11 protein-coding genes and 2 pseudogenes are annotated in these 16,208 nt (G+C 72.1%); 4 read left to right on the forward strand and 9 right to left on the reverse strand.

Annotated features, from left to right (window positions below; all coding sequences use genetic code 11):
* The 5 genes and pseudogenes from STRTUCAR8_RS53710 to STRTUCAR8_RS08960 form a co-directional block, all read right to left on the reverse strand.
* Positions 1 to 361 (reverse strand): annotated as a pseudogene (locus STRTUCAR8_RS53710) (hypothetical protein); the annotation flags it as partial.
* Between the two features lie 184 nt (positions 362 to 545).
* Positions 546 to 704 (reverse strand): annotated as a pseudogene (locus STRTUCAR8_RS55340) (DUF6760 family protein).
* A complete protein-coding gene (locus STRTUCAR8_RS08950) occupies positions 701 to 1,189 on the reverse strand; it encodes a hypothetical protein (protein WP_006375244.1) in 489 nt (162 codons plus the stop codon). Before STRTUCAR8_RS08950 ends, STRTUCAR8_RS55340 begins: the two are co-directional and overlap by 4 nt.
* Complete coding sequence (locus STRTUCAR8_RS08955; RefSeq protein WP_006375239.1) at positions 1,189 to 1,632, reverse strand: phage tail protein; 444 nt, start codon at positions 1,630 to 1,632, stop codon at positions 1,189 to 1,191. The genes STRTUCAR8_RS08950 and STRTUCAR8_RS08955 overlap by 1 nt, the downstream gene beginning before the upstream one ends.
* 75 nt (positions 1,633 to 1,707) lie before the next feature.
* The gene (locus STRTUCAR8_RS08960) at positions 1,708 to 3,294 is read right to left on the reverse strand and encodes a phage tail sheath subtilisin-like domain-containing protein (protein ID WP_006375238.1); all 1,587 of its coding nucleotides are present in this window, start codon (positions 3,292 to 3,294) and stop codon (positions 1,708 to 1,710) included.
* A 339-nt stretch (positions 3,295 to 3,633) separates the two neighbouring features.
* Here STRTUCAR8_RS08960 and STRTUCAR8_RS08965 point away from each other — a divergent pair, with 339 nt between their 5' ends.
* Positions 3,634 to 5,064 (forward strand): clostridial hydrophobic W, encoded by a 1,431-nt coding sequence (locus tag STRTUCAR8_RS08965; RefSeq protein WP_006375248.1) that lies wholly within the window; start codon positions 3,634 to 3,636, stop codon positions 5,062 to 5,064.
* Positions 5,065 to 5,116: 52 nt separating this feature from the next.
* Here the strand turns inward: STRTUCAR8_RS08965 and STRTUCAR8_RS08970 are convergent, their stop codons facing one another.
* The 3 genes from STRTUCAR8_RS08970 to STRTUCAR8_RS08980 all read right to left on the reverse strand — a co-directional run bounded on the left by STRTUCAR8_RS08970 (position 5,117) and on the right by STRTUCAR8_RS08980 (position 8,783).
* Positions 5,117 to 7,198 carry an ATP-binding protein gene (locus STRTUCAR8_RS08970; RefSeq protein ID WP_006375236.1) on the reverse strand — a complete coding sequence of 694 codons (2,082 nt, stop codon included), beginning with the start codon at positions 7,196 to 7,198 and terminating at the stop codon, positions 5,117 to 5,119.
* The gene (locus tag STRTUCAR8_RS08975; protein ID WP_006375245.1) at positions 7,195 to 7,848 is read right to left on the reverse strand and encodes a Pvc16 family protein; all 654 of its coding nucleotides are present in this window, start codon (positions 7,846 to 7,848) and stop codon (positions 7,195 to 7,197) included. The genes STRTUCAR8_RS08970 and STRTUCAR8_RS08975 overlap by 4 nt, the downstream gene beginning before the upstream one ends.
* A gap of 227 nt (positions 7,849 to 8,075) precedes the next feature.
* Positions 8,076 to 8,783 carry a helix-turn-helix transcriptional regulator gene (locus STRTUCAR8_RS08980; RefSeq protein WP_044471893.1) on the reverse strand — a complete coding sequence of 236 codons (708 nt, stop codon included), beginning with the start codon at positions 8,781 to 8,783 and terminating at the stop codon, positions 8,076 to 8,078.
* A 179-nt stretch (positions 8,784 to 8,962) separates the two neighbouring features.
* Between STRTUCAR8_RS08980 and STRTUCAR8_RS08985 the strand changes: the two genes are divergently transcribed.
* Both STRTUCAR8_RS08985 and STRTUCAR8_RS08990 read left to right on the forward strand, forming a co-directional pair.
* A complete protein-coding gene (locus STRTUCAR8_RS08985) occupies positions 8,963 to 11,905 on the forward strand; it encodes a helix-turn-helix transcriptional regulator (RefSeq protein ID WP_006375237.1) in 2,943 nt (980 codons plus the stop codon).
* Positions 11,906 to 12,214: 309 nt separating this feature from the next.
* The gene (locus STRTUCAR8_RS08990; protein WP_006375241.1) at positions 12,215 to 12,469 is read left to right on the forward strand and encodes a DUF6059 family protein; all 255 of its coding nucleotides are present in this window, start codon (positions 12,215 to 12,217) and stop codon (positions 12,467 to 12,469) included.
* A 74-nt stretch (positions 12,470 to 12,543) separates the two neighbouring features.
* Here STRTUCAR8_RS08990 and STRTUCAR8_RS08995 read toward each other — a convergent pair whose 3' ends face one another.
* Positions 12,544 to 14,154, reverse strand: coding sequence for an MDR family MFS transporter (locus STRTUCAR8_RS08995; protein WP_006375240.1), 1,611 nt, complete (start codon positions 14,152 to 14,154; stop codon positions 12,544 to 12,546).
* Positions 14,155 to 14,414: 260 nt separating this feature from the next.
* On the opposite strand from STRTUCAR8_RS08995, the gene STRTUCAR8_RS09000 reads away from it, so the two are divergent.
* Positions 14,415 to 16,208 (forward strand): AfsR/SARP family transcriptional regulator (locus STRTUCAR8_RS09000; protein ID WP_158697390.1); only part of this gene is annotated, 1,794 nt, incomplete at its 3' end.

Genomic DNA, 16,208 nt, shown 5'->3' on the forward strand with positions numbered 1-16,208 from the left:
CGCCCACCGCCACCACCCGAGGCCCCGCCGCCCGGGCGACCGCCCCGGGGAACGCCACGCGCTGCACGGAAGCCGCACCAGAAACCGCACCCGAAGCCCCACCAGAAGCAGCCGCACCCCCCGTCGCACCAGACGGCGCCTCCCCCGTCGCGGCCAACGGCATTGACACGGACGGCATCTCAAGCCCAGACCCCGGCCCCCGCGACTCGACGAGCGCCCCCCGTACCAGGCCGCTCGGCGCGTCGTCGAGGACGGCGTGGGAGAGGGTGCCGGTGAAGGAGGGGTTCTGCCAGGTCGTGAGGCCGGTGGCGAAACCGGCGTCGGCGACTCCCGTCCGGCCGACGGCGGTCGCGCGCTGCATCGGCGGCAACGCGGACCACCCGGCCGACGGGGCACGGGACCCGGGAGGGGACGTGTCCCCTCCTCCCGTCCCGGCCCCGACGTCAACTCCCCCACTGGAGAATGCACTTGCCGCGTTCGCAAGCCCGTCGGCTCCCCCGGCGCCCCGGCGACGGGCCCTCAACCGCTCGACGATCCCCACGACCTCACCCCTCTCCCGCGCCGCGCGTGACAAGGGCCGCGATCCGGTCCGTGTAAAGGCGGCGGTCGCGGTGTTCGAGGTCGAGGATGTCGTCCATGCTCCAGTGGAAGTGGTAGGCCACCTACGCGATCTCCTCGTACAGCCGGTCGCTCGCGTACGTCACGATTCCCCCAGGCGGCTCCCGCCGAGTTCGACTTCGAACGGCTGCTCGCAGTGCGGGCAGGTCACCCCTGCGCGGGTGTGTCCCTCGGCGTTGATCTGCCGGTAGAAGTCCTGGAGGAAGGCGAGGTCGGAGGCGAACATGTTCTCCACCACGCCGTCGTGCACGAGCGGCAGCGAGCCGAGCCGGGTGATGACCCGGCCGAGCAAGACCACCGACAGATACGCCGGGTTCTCCTGGACGCGCATGTCCCGCAGGGGGATCAGCTCGTCCCGGGCCGTGGCCAGCCGCATCACACCGTCGCGATGCACCGTGCCGGTCTCGTCGACGTACCCGCGCGGGAGCTCGAACTCGAACTCGGTGCGCAGCCGTTGGGGAGTGGCGGCGGCAGCGACCTGTTCCGTCGCCGGTGCCGCCTCCGCCCCGGGGGAAGCCGGACCGGGGTCGGCGAACGCGGCCCCGGCCGGCCTGGGAGCCGTACGACGCATTACTCGATGACCAGTTCTTCGAACGTGATCGTGACCGTCTCCTGCAGCGCGGACGCCTCGCCGGCCTTCACCGTGCTGGTGTCGATCTTGCTGCACCAGGCATTGCGCATGTTGTAACGCTTGACCGGGTTGTTCATGTAGTCCATGACCATGATCGTGGCGTTCTTGCGGGCCGTGGCCATCTGACCGGCGACCGACTCGGTGATCCACTGGTTGAAGGCCGAGGACTGGGTCATCCCGCGGACGACCGTGCAGGTGCCCGCCTTCTTCACGCCCGGCAGCTTCTTCGTGACGGGCTTGCCCTGGGCGGAGACCTGCTGGTACTCGATGACGTCCTGCTCGATGCTGAGGCCGCTGACCTCGGCGAGGTACTCGACCATCACGCCGTCGATCTGCAGGCCGAAATTGTGTGAGGTGAGGGCGTCACCCGGCTGGAGACTCATCTGGCTCTCTTAACTCTCTTGAATCTGGGTGTTTCAGGGGGACTTGACGATCACGTGCGAAGCCGGAGAGCGGCCCTACTCCTCCAACTCGCCGCTGCCGCCCGAGAACTGGGCCAGCCGGAAGATCACGAACTCGGCGGGCTTGACCGGCGCGATGCCGATCTCGCAGACGACGCGGCCGAGGTCGACCGACTCCGGCGGGTTGGTCTCCTCGTCACACTTGACGTAGTACGCCTCCTCCGGCCGCTGGCCGAACAGGGCGCCGCTGCGCCACTCGTTGACGAGGAACGCGGAGACGTTGCGCCGGATACGGGCCCACAACTGGTGGTCGTTCGGCTCGAAGACCACCCACTGGGTGCCGATCAGGATCGACTCCTCCAGGTAGTTGAAGTAGCGGCGCACGTTGAGGTAGCGCCAGGCCGGGTCGGAGGACATCGTGCGGGCACCCCAGACGCGGATGCCCCGGCCCGGGAAGGCCCGGATGCAGTTGACGCCGATGGGGTTGAGGAGGTCCTGCTCACCCCGGGTGATCTGCATCTCCAGGTCCACCGCACCGCGTACGACCTCGTTGGCGGGCGCCTTGTGCACACCGCGCTCGGAGTCGTTGCGGGCCCAGATGCCGGCGATGTGGCCGCTCGGCGGGATCATGCGGGCATGGCCGGTGGCCGGGTCGAACGCCTTGATCCACGGGTAGTACAGGGCCGCGTACTTGGAGTCGTAGCCGGCTGTCTCCTGGCGCCAGACGCGGATCTGACGGGCGTTCAGACCGGGCGGCGGGTCGATGACGGCGACGCGGTCGCCCATCAGCTCGCAGTGGGCGATCAGACCGAGCTGGACCGCCTTCACCTGCTCCAGGTCGATCGCGCCGCGCTGGTAGGCCGCCATCAGGTCGGGCACGGCGACCATCGACACCTCGTCGACGGCCTCCAGGCCACCGAACCCGGTGCGGTCGGCGGAGTCGCCGAGGTACTCGGCCGCGCCGGCGTGCTCGCCCTCGTTCTCCACCGCCGCCGGGGCGACCGGGGCGGGGGCGGCCGGGGCGGCGAGCGCCACGGTCTGGTTGTCGGGGCGGACGAGCTGCGCGGCGGGCGCCGTCTCCTGCACGGTGATGAGCTTGGAGCGCTCCTTCACCTGGGTGACGACGTAGTTCCGGCCGCCCTTCTTGGCGGTCACGTCGAACGTCTCGACGGCCTTGTCGCCGTCCTTGACGATCAGCTTGAACCGCTCGGCCGGGCCCTCGCCCTCCGGGTCGGCGATCTCGACGTTCAGCGAGCCGCCCGCTATCGCGGTCACGCTGAAGGTGCCGAGCTGCTTCGGCTCACCGGCCGGCAGCGCGGCCCGGTCGCCCGCACCCGCGACGGCCCTGGTCGGTGCGGTGCCTCCCGCGACGCCGCCGGACGCACCCCCGACCCGGACGACGTACGCGGCCGAGCCGCCGTTGTTGAAGAAGCCGTAGACGCTGTGCGCGAGGTAGTAACCATCGGTGAAGTCACCGAAGGCAGCGACGTACTGCGTCCAGTTGGTCACCAGTGTCGGCTCGTTCAGCGGGCCGGTCGGGGCGAGTCCGACGAAGGCCGCGACAGAGGTGCCCACTCCCTCGATCGGACGTGAGCCGCTGGCCACCTCCTCGACGTATACGCCGGGCGACAGGTAGGACGGCATGCTCTGATCTCCTCGGGGTACGAGACAGGACACCTCCCACCCTCACGCGCGCGTCCCGTCCGCCGGAACGGCCTGCGGTACCTGGTGGGGGGCAACTCCCGTGCCCGCAAGGGCAGTCCAGGAGGGCCTGCGGCCCCGGGCCCCGTCCGCCCTGCCCGTACGTCTGCCCCTTCGGCTCTCCCTCCATGCCACCCGCGCCGGTAAGGCTGGGGGGCCGACCGAACCGGACGCCCGACGGGACCCGCCACAACCGGCCCGAACCGGACCGGGACCGGACCGCTCGGGGAGCGCGGACGTCGCGGCCCAGATCACCTACACACCCGGGAAGTGAACACCCCAGTGAGCCTTTGGACTTCCCTGGAGCCCGCCTCCGCGACCGTCGACCCCGGCGGCAGCACGACCGTCCGACTGCGCCTGCGCAACACCGGTGACGTCGTCGACGAGTACCGCTTCGAGCCGGTCGGCCCCATCGCCCCCTGGACCCGGGTGGAGCCGCAGACGGTCCGCCTCTACCCGGGTACGACGGGCACGGTGGACCTGACCTTCGCCCCGCCCCGCACCCCGGACGCGACGGCCGGCCCGAACCCGTACGCCATCCGCATCACGCCCACCGAGCACCCGGAGGCGACCACCGTCCCCGAGGGCAACCTGACGATCACCCCCTTCTCGGAGGTGCGGGCCGAACTCGTCCCGCCGACCGTGAAGGGCCGCTTCCGGGGGCGCCCCAGGCTGGCCGTCGACAACCTGGGCAACACCAAGCTCACCGCGTCCATCAGCGGCAGCGACAACGGCGACAACCTCTCCTACGACATCCACCCCGGCAGCGTCCAAGTCGCGCCGGGACGTGCGGTTTTCGTCGACGCCCGCCTCAAGCCACGCCAGATCATCTGGTTCGGCAGCAAGGAAGAGCGGCCGTTCAAGCTCGCGGTGCAGCGCTCGGGCGCCGTCCCGATCGACGTCGACGGCACCTACGTACAACGCGGCTTCCTGCCCCGCTGGCTCGCCACGTTTCTCGGGATCTTCCTCGCCCTCGCCATCACCTTCGTCATGCTCTGGATCTCCTACCGGCCCCAAGTCGGCACGAGGGCGAAGGAGTTCACGGAGGCCGGCGCTGTCAACCCCCTTCCGCCGCCCAGCCCCACGCCTACGGCGACGACCCCGCCCGTGGCGCCCAGTCAGGAGCCCGCCCAGGAGCCCGCCGTGATCCCGCCCCCGGTGGCGGCGACGACCCAGGCAGCGGAAGGCGGAGGCGGGAACGGCGGTGGCGGGGGCGGTGGCGCGCCGAAGAAGGAGACGAAGGCGCCGGAGGTGACCGCCGCCGTGGCGGTTTCGCGGCTGGCGGCGCGCAGCACCGGTCGGCACATCTGCTACCGCGCCTACGTGGCCGACCAGGGCTGGCAGGAGCCGGTGTGCGACGGCGCAGAGGCCGGCACGGTGGGCAAGAACCTGCCGATCAAGGCCCTCAACATCGCGACGTCCGGCACCAAGGGGAACAAGGGCAGCGGCGCCTTCAAGTTCAAGATCTGGAAGGACACGAAATGGACGAGCGCTGCGGACGGGGTGGACAACTACCTCGGCAGCACCAAGGAGTCGGACGAGCCTCTGCAGGGCCTCACCATCCAGGTCTTCGACGGCAGCGTCTGCGGTAACCCCCATGTACAGGACGCCGGTTGGCTGGGCGTGGTCTGCACCGACCCCGGCTACTGGAAGTACGTCGGGAGCCGCGTCGAGGATCACAAGCAGTTGGAGGCCATCCGCCTCACCGTGTGAGCCCGGCCCCGTGACATCGACGGTGTGTCGATGATGTTCGGGCGAGGGCCGGCTACCAGGCGCCCTCGCCCGGCACCAGCCGCCCGGCCTTCCTGTACTCCCGTTCGGCGCCCTCCAACAGGTCCGCCGTCGTGACCGGTTCACCGCGTCCGGCGGCGGAGTACGCGGCCGTGACGACGGCACTGCGGATCGAGCCGCCGGCCAGTTCGAAGGCGTCGGCGACCCGCGCCGGGTCGGTGCCGGGGGCACAGGGCACCCGCGCGAGGCTGTGCCGCCACAGGGCGAGGCGCTGACCGGCGTCCGGGAACGGGAAGTCGACCACCAGGTCCAGCCGGCGCGTGAACGCCTCGTCGATGTTGGCGCGCAGGTTGGTGGTGAGGAGCGCGATACCGTCGAAGGACTCCAGCCGCTGGAGCAGATACGCGCTCTCCATGTTGGCGTACTTGTCGTGCGCGTCCTTGACCTCGGAACGCTTCCCGAAGACGGCGTCGGCCTCGTCGAAGAGGAGCACGGCGTCGGTACGGTCGGCCTCGCTGAAGATCCGTTCGAGGTTCTTCGCCGTCTCACCCACGTATTTGTCGACGACGGACGACAGCTGAACCACATAGAGGTCCAGGCCCAGTTCGGCGGCGACGACCTCGGCGGACAGCGTCTTGCCGGTACCGGACTCCCCCGCGAACAGCCCGAGCACCCCCCGGCCCCGGCCGCCACCCGCGCTGAGCCGCCAGTCGCCGAGGACCTTGCCTCGGTGACGGGCACGGAGGGCGAGTTCGCGCAGCTGGGCGAGCGGCTTGCCGGGGAGGACGAGGTCCTCCCAGCCGACGTCGGGCCGGATGCGCCGGGCGTGCCGTTCGAGTCCGGACGCCGACTGCTGACGGGCGGCCAGCCGCAGATGGTCGGCGGTGAGCGTGGTTCCGTCGAAACCGGCGAGGCGCTGGGCGGCGCGGGCGGCCCGCACGATGCGGTCGGCGCCGAGACGGTACGGGGCGACGGTGGCCGCCAGCTCGAACCCGAGGTCCGGGTCCGAGCCCGGGCCCGGGGTCAGGTCATCGGGACGGTCCGGGCTGCGGCGCAGCGCGTCTCCCCAGGCGTCCAGCTGCCCCGCACCCTGCCGAGGTGCCTCCAGGACCAGCGGATCGTCCTCGGACCAGTGGGGGTCGTACGGGCCGGACCCGGTGAGCAGCACGGGTACGTCCGACACGTTCGGCCCGGTCAACGCCCTGACGAGGGCGGCCGGTTGCTCGGGCAGGGGCGACACGACGACGGCCCGGCCACTGAGCCGCGCCTCACGCAGAAGGTCGGGGATCCGGTCCTCTGGGCCGGAGAAGTGCAACGCGTCGAGTCCGGCGGTGTGCAGGGCCGCCGTGACGCAGGCCAGGCCGTCGCCCTCGCGATGTTCGCGCAGGTAGACGGTGGGTGGCTGCGGATCACCGGGAGCCTTGCCGGTGAGCAGCGCGGCCAGCCTGTCGGCGAACTCCGTCGCGTACGAAGAGGAGCAGGACGAGGTTGTGGGCGCGAGGGGGCGTACGTGGCCGGCGAGGGCCGCGTCCAGGGTGTCGTCGCCGAGAAGGTGGGCGACGACCCGGTCGGGGACGCTCAACTGGCGGCTGGGAAAGGGGCGTTCGGGCTCCTCGACGGTCAGGAGGCCGAGCGCGGTCAGGGGTGCCGAGGGGTGGAAGCGGGCCCTGGCCGCCGGCTCGTGCACGGGGAGTCCGCACAGGTCGAGGGCGAGGCCGGTGGTGGCCCGGCGGCGGCCGACGTCGTCGTTGAGATAGCCGTAGAGGGGCTCGAAGGAACGGTCGAGGTCGGGGGCGAGAGCGGCCAGGAGGATGTGGACGTCCAGGGCGACGAGGCCGAGGCGGCCGGCGAGACGCGCCAGCGGGTCGTCGCCGTCGGCCACGGGCGAGACACCGGGTAAGACGCCGGGCTGCTGCTCGGAGGGGTCCTGCGGCTCCTGGGTTCCAGGCCGCAGGAGCAGGTACCGTACCGCCTCCTCGGACAGGTACAGCCCGCGCAGCGGATCGTCGGCCGTCGGGTCGTCGGCGCTGCGCGACTCGACCAACCGCGCCGTCTGGGCCCGCAGTCGGGAGAGGCGGGCGAGCAGCCCGGAGGCCGCGGAGGTTCTGGGAGTCACGAAGTGCGCTTTCCTGTCTGCCCGTTCTCCAAGTGCCGTGACTGATGGGCCCGTTCAGGGGAGTCTTCCAGCGAGCCGTCGATCGCGCGGACGCGGACGGCCGCGCCCTCCGTGACCGGGGGTCCGGCGTCGTACTCGGGGAAGGCCGGGAAGGGGGCCGTGACCACGAGGTCGAGGGACGGCTTGAGTTCACCGCCGAGAGCGGACCAGATCTCGGCCAGGGAACGGGACTCCGTGTGGGTCCCGGACACGGATAGCGGGACGGAGAGCCCCAACTCACGTAGGGGCGGCGGGAGTTCATCGGGTGGGAGCAGTTCGCGCGGCAGCAGGGTGGCCAACGCGGCGGACAGGATGCGGTGTTCGTCCTGGGGCTGCTTGGTCCAGGCGGTGACGAGGTAGGACAGCCTGAACCAGCGGGGCGGCTGTCGGCGCCGGACGATCACGTCACGCTCGTCACGGATGGAGACGGTGCCGCGCTGGCGACGGGCGGTGTCCTCACGGATGTCGTACAAGTAGGCGTTGATCGCGGGGCCGTTGCGCCGGGCTGCCCAGTCGCGGGTCGGAGCGTCGAAGAAGACGTCGATGCCGGATCCGGCGAGGGCGCCACCACCGAGCAGCCCCTTGAGGACCTCGTCCACCTCGTGGATCACTGTCGCGCTCCCGCCGCCCTGCTGTGCCGTGCAGCCCTGCCCTGCCGTAACGCCCTGCCTTGCCGCCTGTTTGCCGTGCGGGCGCGTGCCGTCTCCGGTCCCCGGCGACGCGCTTTCCCGTACTCACGGCCATCGTGTCGTCAAGGGCGCCCGTCCGCGCAGGCACGCAAGGGACGGGTGACGGGCATGAGTTGGTGTCCGCGCGCCGCTTCCGATTGCCCGTTCGATCAGATGTAGCCTTCGCGCAAGGCATAGGCCACGGCATGCGCCCGGTTGCGCAGGTGCAGCCGTGTGGTGAGTCCATGCATCACGTTCTTGACCGTGCGCTCGGAGTAGGACAGCTTGCTGGCGATCTCCCCGGTGTCGAGCCCCTCGGCGACGAGGCGCAGGACATCGACCTCGCGCGGCGCGAGGCCCGAGGTGGGGGCACCGGGCTGGCCGGCCGCCGTGCGGTGCAGTGTGCCCACCTGGCTGATGAGACGGCCGAGCAGGTCGGAAGGAAGGTCGCCGTCACCCCGGGCGGCGGCGAGTACGGCCTGCGCCAGCCGGTGTCCGGTGGCCTCATGGCGCCAGACGATGGCTCCGACACCGCACTCGATGACGTCGAGGAGTTCGTTCTCGCGCAGCATGCCCACCACGAGGACGGCCTTGGCGCCCTCGCTGCGGACGAGTCGGCGCAGGCGCGAGAGCGTCGTGTCGTCGAGGGTCTCGCTGACCAGCAGGGCGACGACGCCGGGTCCGCTGTCGGCCTCCTCCCGGAGTTCGACCACCGGGTGCTGCCGCAGCTGGCTGACCGCGCCGGCGCGGGAGATCGGGTCGCCCGCGTGCACGGCGACGGGTACGCGGCGTCCGGGTTCGGACGCCGGTCCGGTACTGGCCCTCGTGCCGGCCCCGGCCCCCGTGCCGGGGACTGTGGTGCGGAGTGTGGTGCGCAAGAACTGCCCCCAGGGTCAGGTGCCGCCACCTTCGAGGGGTCGGTGGCAGACGTGCACAGCCCACACTTCTGTGGCTGATGGGGCACGCACAATCGTGGACCACCACGAGAGACACCACGAGATCGGCCACCAGTTCGACCACGACACCGACCGGCACCTACCCAAGACAGGAGGCAGGCATGCCCTCACCATCGTCCTCAGCGCTGTATGAGCGCCGGGAAGCCCTGGCGCTGGTTGCCGACGAGGCGGCACGCGCCCGCGAGGGAACGGGCCGCCTGGTCCTGCTGCGCGGCGCGACCGGCACCGGCCGTACCGCCCTCCTGGAGGCCGCCACCGAGCACGCGGAGACTCACGGCATGCGCGTCCTGCGCGTCCGCTGCTCCGCCGAGGGCAGCGCGACCGGCGCCCACCTCCCCGTCATAGAGCAACTGCTGTCTCCGATACAGGAGTTACAGGAACTGGCCATCCAGGCTCCGCACCCGGCCGCCCGGCTCTGGCGGTCGCTGCACGCGTACGCGGCCGAGGGTCCGGTCCTCGTCGCCGTGGACGACGTACACCTCGCGGACGAGGACTCCCGGTGCTGGCTGATCGAGGCGGCGCGCCGGGTGGACCGATTACCGGTGCTCCTGCTGGTGACGGAACGCAGCCAGTACGACGTCGACCCGCCGTCCGCCGGGCTGGTCCACACCCTCTCCCCCGCTCTCGTACGCACCCACACCCTCGCCCCGCTGAGCCGCGACGCGGCGACGGAGCTGGTGCGTTCGGCCGTCGGCGACGCGCCGAAGAGGTGGGTGGCGGACCACGTACGGGCGAGCGGGGGCAACCCGCTGCTCCTGCGCGCCCTCCTGGAGGACCGGAACACCACCACCGGCGCACCGGCCGCGCTCCCGGAGACGTGCGCCGCGCTGTATCCGGGGGCGTACCCGGCGGCGGTGGCCTGGTGGCTGGACTGCGCCGGGGCCGCGACGGCCGACGCGGCACGCGTGTTCGCCGCGCTGGACGAGCTGCCCGAGGGCGCCGAGGTCGACCTGTTCATCGAAACCGTCACAGGCATGGGCGAGTTGGGCGCGTCGAGCGGGCTGGGATCGTCGGGGTCGGATCCGGCCCGGGTCCGAGGCTGGCTGACCGCCATGACCAGGCTGGGTCTGCTGCGCCTCGACGTCGACGGCCGCCCCCGTTACGCCCACCCGCTCCTGCGGGACGCGGTCCTCGCCGGCTGGCCCGCCGCCGACCGGCAGGCGGCGCACCGGGCGGCGGCCGAGGCGATGCTGCGGCGCGGCGACCCGACCGAGACGGTCGCCGGGCAGCTCCTGCGGTCGGGCACGGTGGACGAGGTGTGGGCGACGGACGCCCTTCTGGACGCGGCCACGGGCGCGGTCCGCGACGACCGCACCGACGACGCGGTGGTCCTGCTGCGCCGGGCGCTGACCGAGCCGATGTCGGCGGGCCGCCGGGCCGAGGTGCTGACCGAGCTGGGCTCGCTGGAGTTCGCCGCCGTACGTTCCTCGGCGGGTATCCCCCGGCTCACGGAGGCGATGCGGCTGCCGGGTCAGCCCCGGTACCGCGTACAGGCCGCGGTGGCCCTGGGCACGGCGCTGGCCAGACGCGGTGAGGCTCGCGCGGCGGTGACCCTGCTGCACAACCTGGACGGCCAGTTGACGGACCACCCGGACCTGCTCCGCACGGTCCAGACGGCCTCGGCCCTGCTCTCCGACCACGACCAGACGATCCGCGAGGAGACGTACCGCCGGCTGCGCGAGACCGCCGAACACACCCCCCAGGCACTCGGCCCCGCCGGCCGCGCCCTTCTCGTACGGTACGAGGCGACCGCCGGTCTGACCTCGTCGGACGCCGCCATGAAGCGCGTACGCGCCCTGCTCACGGAGCCGGCCGGCCCACTGGCGGAGCCCTTCCTGCTCGGCACGGCGGCGGCGGTGGCCCAGTGGGCCGACGAACTCGACGAGGCCGAACGCCTGACGGACCGGGGCCTGACCGGCCAGCGCCCCACCCTGCTCCACCCGATGCACGAGGCCCTGCTGAACGTACGCGCGGACATAGCCGCCGCCCGCGGTGACTACGGGCAACTGCTGAGCGAACCGGAGTCGTGGCGGAGGGACGGGACGGCCGACGGCGAGGGGTTCGGATTCGGGTCCGGATTCGGGTGGGAGTGGGCGGCCGGGGCCGGCACCGGGACGGAGCCATGGAGCGAGGCCGGCGACGAGAGGAAGCCCGCGGCAGCGGCAGGACCCGGGACCGGAAACGGGAGCGGGAACGGTCCGACGAACGCGGAGGCGCACGTACTGCTCGCGCTCGTCGAGACCGGCCGCCTGGACGAGGCCTGGCGGCTCGCCGACGCCTTCGACCTGCGGGAGGCGCACGACTCCTGGGAGTTGAACCGTTTCCTGTACGCGCGGGGCGTGGTGCGCGCCGCCTCCGGGGATCCGGCCGGCGCCCTCGGGGACTTCCTGGAGTGCGGGCGCCGCCAGTCCGCACGCGAGGTGCTGAGCCCGGTGGTCACACCGTGGCGGGCCGCCGCCGCCCAGTGCCGGCTCGCTCTCGGCCACCCCCGGGAGGCGCTCGTGCTGGCCGAGGAGGAACTGCGGCTGGCCCGGGTGTGGAACACCCCGCGTCTGATCGGCCGTTCACTGCGCGTACTCGGCACGGCGACCGGCGGGCGCCACGGCCTCGACCTGTCCGACGAGTCCGTACGGGTCCTGCGTGACGCCTCCGTCGAGACGGAACTGATCCCGGCCCTGATCGCCCGGGGCCGCCAGCTCATCGCCGCCGGCGAACGTACCCGCGCCCGCAAGTCCCTGCGCGAGGCGGCCGAACGCGCCGAACGCCTGGGCGCCGTACGCCTGCGCTCGGCCGCCGACGAGGCCCTGCGCGAGGGCGGCGCCCGCCGCACGGCGACGACCCTGACGGCGAGCGAGCGCCGGATCGCGGAGCTGGCGGCGGAGGGCCGCACGAACACGGAGATCGCCGAGCTCCTGCACGTGGCCCGCCGCACCGTGGAAACCCACCTGACCAGCGCCTACCGCAAGCTGGGCATCCGGCGACGGGGGGAACTCGCGGCAGCGCTGGATCGCGTTCCCGGAGCTGGTCCTCGGACCGCCCGTTGATCACCGGCCCCGCAGGCGGCCCCGGCGTCGAGTGAACGCCGGGCGGCCCGTCGCCGCGGGCAGGACCAGGGCTGCCGGGGGCTGGGCGCGGCGCCACGGGGGAGACGGAACGCCCAGCCCGCCGGTCGGGGGCCTGCCAGGCCGTGGACCCGCCCCCGGTCACACCATGCCCGCTCGTGCTCGACACCCGCTGGTGCACGGCTCGTTGCCCACTGGTCGCCGCCGGCGCGGCGCTGGACGTCCGCTCCAGCCGCCTTCGAAGACGAAGTGACAGTTTCGGGCCCCGGCATCCGGATGAGGGGAATCGTCGTGCGCAGGGTGAGGACGTGGCTTCGGCGGGCGTGGCACGAATCGGCGGCGGGACTGGTCGCCGTGGGCCAGTGCTTCGGCGCCCTGACCCCACCGGAGTGCTACGGCTTCACCCCGTACGTCGTCCCGCCCTCCGCCCCGCTCCCGGGTCACCCCGAACGCCTGCCCTCGACCCCGCTCTCGGACCTGCCGGCCCATGAGCGCGCGGTGTGGAACGACCTCGCCGAGGTGTGGGAGGACATGGACCTCCGCTGACGGGGCCCCGTTGACGGGGGCCTCCGTCGCGCGGACCTCCGCCGGCATGAAGGCCGACGCCAAGGGGGCGGAGCTCACCCACCCGTGCCCGACTTCACGCTCGGCGCCCCGGGGCCTCCCGGACCTCCCTGACCACCCGGGCCTCCCGGCCCTCCCGGTCCGCGCGCCTCCAGCCGTACGTCCTTCAGCAGCAGCGCCAGGACCAGGCCGACCAGCAGGACCGGTACCGCCGAGAGGAAGACCGTCGACATCGCGTTGCCGTAGACCTCCGAGACCGCCTCGGCCGTACGGGGGGTGAGGGAGCCCGGCCGGGCGGGGTCCCAGGTGCCCGAGACGATCCGGTCGGCCGTCTCCGCGGGGAGCAGGGCCGCCGCCTCGGTGGCCAGCCGGGCGTTGAGGATCGAGCCGAAGACCGTGGCACCGAAGGCCGTGCCCAGGTTGCGGGCGAGGCCCACCGTGGACGTGCTGACCCCCATGTGCTGACGGGGTGCGGTGCTCTGGGCGACGAGCGTGGTCACCTGGGAGGACAGCCCGACCCCGACTCCCATCACGGCGAGCAGCACCGCGACGGTCGTGGCACCGGTGTCCTGCGAGGTCAGCGACATGACGGCGGCGGCGCCGGCGGCCAGTGCCGTGCTCACCACCGGGAACCACTTGTACCGTCCGGTCTTCGCGATCACCTGTCCGGCCACGACGGTGGCCACCGCCATGCCGATCATCGCCGGGAGGAAGAGCAGCCCGGTCCGGGTGGCGCTGACGCCCAGCGCGGCCTGGTAGAAGAGCGGCACGAAGTTGACACAGCCGAAGAACGCGAAGCTGACCCCGAAGGCCACGGCCACACAGATGGTGAAGGTGCGGTCGGCGAACAGGCCCAGCGGGACGATCGGTTCGGCGGCGGACCGCTCCCGCCAGACCCACAGGCCGGCCGACAGCACCGCCGCGGCGCCGAGGGCGAGGACCCCGGGGTCGCCCCAGCCGTCCCGTCCGGCCCGGTCGGTGGCGAGGACCAGGCTTCCGATGAGGGCGCACAGCAGTGCCGTACCGGAGTAGTCGATGCGCGGCCGTTCCGTGCGGCGGGGGGTGCGGGGCAGCAGGGTGGCGAGGCCCGCGAGTGCGAGGAGCCCGAGCGGGATGTTGACGTAGAAGATCCAGCGCCAGTCCAGTTGGTCGGTCAGCACACCGCCGGCGAGTGGGCCGGCCAGGTTGGAGATCACCATGACCCCGGCGAACCACCCCTGGTACTTGGCGCGCTGACGGGGCGGCATCAGATCGCCCAGTACGGAGAAGGCACTCACCTGGAGTCCGCCGCCGCCCAGCCCCTGGATCGCCCGGAAGGCGATGAGCTGGCCCATCGAACCGGCGGCGCCGCAGGCGGCCGAGCCGACGAGGAAGATCAGCACGGCCGAGAGGTAGACGGTCCGGCGCCCGAAGATGTCGCCGAGCTTCCCGTAGACGGGCATGGCCACGCTGAACGTGAGCATGTACGCGGTGAATGTCCAGCTGTAGAGGTCCAGGGCCCCCAGATCACCGGTCAGGCTGGGCCCGGCGGTGGCCACGATCGACTGGTCGAGCATCGACATCGCGCTGGTCAGCAGCAGGGACGCGAGCAGGAGGGGGAAGCGTGGCGGCAGCGGCTGAGCGGGAGCAGCCGCTCCGCTCGCGCCGCCCGGCCCGGATTGCGCCATCGGGACTCCTTGTCAGGTACATACTGAGCTCTTCGCAACTAAATGCTTCTGGCACATGAATGCTTTGTGTAGCGTACCCGGGGGAAGTGATCGCCGCGGAAGGTTTTGAGACAGACATCGGATTGCCCTCACCTGTCGAGCGCAGCTCAAGCCAGAGTCAAGGGATCAACCGCACGCTCACGTCGGGCATCAGGCCGTGTCAGATGCGAATAACGGGAGGGCCAGTGCTGCAGTTCGGTTTACTCGGAACGCTGCAAGTCGTGCACGACGGAGTACACGTCACGCCATCCGCCCCGAAGGTACGTCAGGTCCTCGCGCTGCTGGCGCTGAGGGCCAACACCACGGTTCCCCTGCATCAACTCGTCGAGGAGCTGTGGGAAGAGCGCCCACCGTGCAGTGCCGCCACCACCCTGCAGACCTACATCTACCAACTGCGCAAACTCCCCGGGCTGGGCGAGGCACAGTCCCCGGACGGCGCAGACTCGCCCCAGGCGCTGCTGACCACACCCGGGGGCTACCGGCTCGCCACACCTCAGGCCTGCCTGGACGCACAGGAGTTCACCGAACTCGCGGCACGGGGACGGGAGGTCATGGAGCGCGGCGCGGTCTCCGAAGCAGCCGATCTTCTCCATCGGGCCCTCGCCGTGTGGCGGGGACCAGCCCTCAGTGACCTGGCCCCCGGCCCGGTCGTGGGCATCGACGCACTGCGGCTGGAGGAACGGCGCTACGAGGTGATGGAGGAGCGCATCGACGCCGATCTCCTCCTCGGCCGCCACCACCGTCTGATCAGCGAACTCACCGGCCTGGCCGCCGACAACCCGACCCGGGAGGGACTGCACGCCAAGCTCATGCTGTCCCTGTACCGGGCCGGCCGGCGCCCGGACGCCCTGGAGGTCTTCCAGCGCATCCGCCGGGTGCTCGCCCGTGAACTGGGGCTGGAGCCCTGCGCGGAACTCCAGCGGCTGCACCAGCAGGTCCTGGCCGGCGACCGCGGGCTCGACCTGCCCGTGGAACGGACCATGGTGATCGACTCCCCCGCGGAGAGCCCGCACGACGAGCCCCTGGTGAGCCTGCCGCCGGACGTACCGCTCATGGGACGCGCGGCCGAGATCACCCGGATCACCCGGCTGCTCACGGAGCCCGGCGGCACGGACGGCGCTCGGTGCGTCGCCATGGCCGGGCCGCCCGGCGCGGGCACCACCGCCCTCGCCGTCGCCGTCGCCCACGGCCTGGGCGACGTCTTCCCCGACGGCCGGCTGTACGTGTCCTTCGGCGACCCGGCCGCGCCGCGCCCCGTCGAAGACGTCCTGGCGGATCTGCTGGAGACGGTCGGATGCCGGCGCTCCGAGCTGCCCCCGACCAGACCCGGGCGGGCCAGGACCCTGCAGTCCTGGCTCGCCTCCCGCCGCGTACTGCTGATCGTCGACGACGTCGGGGCCGCGGAACAGGTCACGGACCTCGTCCCGGCCAACTCCGGGTCGGGCCTGCTGGTGGCCGGATACCGACGCCTGTACGGCGGCCAGCTAGGGAAACCGGTGGACGTACCGCCGCTCCAGCCGGACCAGTCGGGGGAACTCGTCCTGCAGGCCCTGGGGCGTGACCGTCTCCTGGGCGACGCCTCGTCGCTGCGCACGCTGATCGATCTGTGCGGTGGACTGCCCGGGCCGGTGGTCGAGGCGGCCGGTCTGCTCGGACTGCGTCCGCACTGGTCGACACGGCAACTCGTCGAGTGGATGAGCAGGGACCGCCCGGCAGCCGTCTGCCCCCAGCGTCCGACCCCCTTCCACCATGTCGTCCGGCGCTGCCAGGGCCTCACCCCGTCCCTGCGCGAAGCGCTGGCCAAGCTGGCCGGAGCGGGTGAGAGCGTGCTGACGGTGGAGAACGCGGCCCGTGCCCTGGGCCGGGACGCCGACGACACCGAGGAACTGCTGGAGGAACTGGTGGAGTTCCTGCTCCTTGAGGTCGACCTCGTCAGCGACGGCTCGTCCCACCGCTTCTTCCAGTACCGCCTGCCGTACCTCCTGCGCACCGCGCTGCGCACCGTCGCTCCCCAC

It is taken from the genome of Streptomyces turgidiscabies Car8 (assembly GCF_000331005.1).
GTDB classification, from domain to species: Bacteria; Actinomycetota; Actinomycetes; order Streptomycetales; family Streptomycetaceae; genus Streptomyces; species Streptomyces turgidiscabies.

Coding starts and splice junctions, on each gene's coding strand:
- STRTUCAR8_RS08950 (WP_006375244.1), bottom strand. CDS start 1,189: ATGCGTCGTACGGCTCCCAGGCCGGCCGGGGCCGCGTTCGCCGACCCC.
- STRTUCAR8_RS08955 (WP_006375239.1), bottom strand. CDS start 1,632: ATGAGTCTCCAGCCGGGTGACGCCCTCACCTCACACAATTTCGGCCTG.
- STRTUCAR8_RS08960 (WP_006375238.1), bottom strand. CDS start 3,294: ATGCCGTCCTACCTGTCGCCCGGCGTATACGTCGAGGAGGTGGCCAGC.
- STRTUCAR8_RS08985 (WP_006375237.1), top strand. CDS start 8,963: ATGCCCTCACCATCGTCCTCAGCGCTGTATGAGCGCCGGGAAGCCCTG.
- STRTUCAR8_RS08995 (WP_006375240.1), bottom strand. CDS start 14,154: ATGGCGCAATCCGGGCCGGGCGGCGCGAGCGGAGCGGCTGCTCCCGCT.